This window comes from Methylorubrum podarium (assembly GCF_022179745.1).
Lineage (GTDB): Bacteria > Pseudomonadota > Alphaproteobacteria > Rhizobiales > Beijerinckiaceae > Methylobacterium > Methylobacterium podarium.
This window is the reverse complement of the sequence record NZ_BPRD01000622.1, coordinates 1-2,368: the sequence shown is the minus strand read 5'-3', so window position 1 is coordinate 2,368 and position 2,368 is coordinate 1. Positions and strand designations below refer to the sequence as shown.

The following is a 2,368-nucleotide window of genomic DNA, read 5'->3' as shown; positions in this document are numbered from 1 at the left end:
GCAGGATCGACAGCACCAGCATCACGGCGGCGGCGACGAGGAACACCTGGAGCAGGCCGAAGCGCTCGGAGGCAATCACCCGGTCGATGTCGCCCCCCTGGGTCGAGACCATCAGCACGCCGCGCACCGAGCCCGCCCGCTGGATCGGCACCGCCACCGAGACGATGGTCTCGCCGCGCTCGTTGCGCCGGGAGATCGTACCGCGCGAGCCCTTCAGCGCCGCCAACATTGCCGCCGAGGAGAAGCTTTGGGAGACCGTGGCGATCCCGTCGGCCGCGGCCTCGGTCCAGGTCACCTGCAGCGCCTCCGCGCCCTTTCGCGCGCGCCACCAGGAATCGGCCACCACCGCCACCGCGCCGGGCAGGCGGTGGATCGAGTGGACGCCCGGCATCGCCCGCACCTCCGCCTCGTTGGCGATGGCCCGCGGCTCGGTGCCGAGATGCGGCGCGTGCTGCACGGCCGCGTGCAGCATGCCCTCGACGCGGATGTCGATGGCGTAGGTCGCCCGGCCGGTCGCCTTGTCGCGCATGTCGAGCCGGGCCACCGGCCGGCCGATCCAGCGGAAGGTCTTGGCGTCTTTCAGCGCGACATCGTCCCGCGGCTGGAGCGCGAGGGCGGCTTCGGCGAGTTCGCCGTAGCCGAGGGTCCGGCCGGAGGCGGCGTGGATCACGCGTCCGTCCGCGGTCGTCAGGCTGTCCTGCGGCACGGCGAGCCGGGCGGCGGCGGCGCGCAGCAGCATCTCGCGGGCGGTGGCACCGAGCCGGCGCATCGCCTCGAAGCTCGACCGGGTCGAGAAGCTGCCGCCGGTCATGCGCAGGCCGTTGACGACGGCGTAGTCGGGGCCGGGCGGGGCGCATTCCACTGCGAACCGGGCCGGATCGAGGTCGAGTTCCTCGCCGATGGTCTGGGCGAGCCCGGTATTGATGCCCTGGCCGCCCTCCACGAACGGGCTGAGCAGGCGCACGGAGCTGTCCGGCCGGATCTCGAGGAAGGCGGCGACCCGGGTGCCGGGCTTCGGCGCGACCGCCGCCGGCCCTTCCGCGCGGGTCTGCGCGGCGGCGCCGCCCGGAAGGTCGATGCCCAGCAGGAGCGCGCCGGTGGCGATGCCGAGAAAACCGCGGCGCGAAAGGTTTTGGACCGGCTCGGGGCCGGGTCGGTCGGCGATGCCGAGGCGACGCAGCGGCGTGAGATCGTTCATCCTCGCCTCCCTCAGGCCGCAGCCTGCCGCACGGCGGCGGCGATGGCGTTGTAGGTGCCGCAGCGGCACAGGTTGGTCATCGCGGCGGCGATCTCGTCGTCGGAGGGTTTCGGGGTCTCCTTGAGCAGGCCGGTCGCGGCCATGACCTGGCCGGACTGGCAGTAGCCGCATTGCGGCACCTCGATCCCGACCCAGGCCGCGACGACCCGGGCGCCGACCGGATCCGCCTCGATCGCCTCGATGGTGGTGACGCCCTGCGCGCCGACGCTCTCCACCGGCAACTGGCAGGAGCGGACCGCCTGACCGTCGAGCAGCACCGTGCAGGCACCGCACTGGCCGATGCCGCAGCCGTATTTCGTGCCGGTCAGGCCGAGCGCGTCGCGCAGCACGAAGAGGAGCGGCGTGTCCGGCTCGGCGTCGACACTGTGCTGCCGACCGTTGATCGTGAGATTCACCATCGATCGATGCCTCCGAGGCTTCGTCTGAGCGCATCCATGGTCATCGCTGGCCTGGCATGCGGCAACGCCATAAACGCGGCGATTTCGGACATGCCGGCGAAGGGGGCGTACCCCGCCTTTCTCCGTTGGGCGGCACGCGACCGGCGCCAGGAACGGTGGTCGCGTGCCGCCCTCGCTCAGGCCCAGCCCTCCAGCACGATCTTGCCCCTGGCCCGCCCGCTCTCGATCAGCGCATGGGCGCGGCGGAGGTTGGCGGCCGAAATCGCCCCGAAATGGTCGGCCACCGTGGTCTTCAGGATGCCCGCATCGACGAGGCGCGCGACCTCGTCGAGCAGGCGGCCCTGCGCATCCATGTCGGCGGTGGCGAACATCGTGCGGGTGAACATGAACTCCCAATGCGTCGAGACGCTCTTCTGCTTGAACGGCAGCACGTCGAGGGACGCGGGATCGTCGATCAGCGCGAACCGGCCCTGCGGCGCGATCAGGGTGCCGATCTCAGGCAGGTGCCGGTCGGTATGGGTGGTCGAGAACACGAAGGCCGGGGCGCCGAGGCCGAGCGCCGCGACCTCCGCCGCGAGCGGGCGAGTGTGATCGATGACGTGGTGGGCGCCGAGCGTCCGGCTCCACGCCGCCGTCTCTGGTCGCGAGGCGGTGGCGATCACGGTCAGGTCGGTGAGCCGTCGGGCGAGCTGGACGGCGATGGAGCCGACGC

The 2,368-nt window shown here is 72.1% G+C and carries 3 protein-coding genes; all 3 read right to left on the bottom strand.

Annotated elements, in window-relative coordinates; translation table 11 throughout:
* Positions 1-1,198: molybdopterin cofactor-binding domain-containing protein (locus MFF42_RS24840; RefSeq protein ID WP_238258616.1), on the bottom strand; the 1,198-nt coding region annotated here is incomplete at its 3' end.
* Positions 1,199-1,209: 11 nt separating this feature from the next.
* Positions 1,210-1,656, bottom strand: coding sequence for a (2Fe-2S)-binding protein (locus MFF42_RS24835; RefSeq protein WP_238258613.1), 447 nt, complete (start codon positions 1,654-1,656; stop codon positions 1,210-1,212).
* Positions 1,657-1,832: 176 nt separating this feature from the next.
* Positions 1,833-2,368, bottom strand: a 536-nt coding sequence (locus MFF42_RS24830; RefSeq protein WP_238258612.1) for a zinc-binding dehydrogenase, incomplete at its 5' end; no start/stop codon positions are given.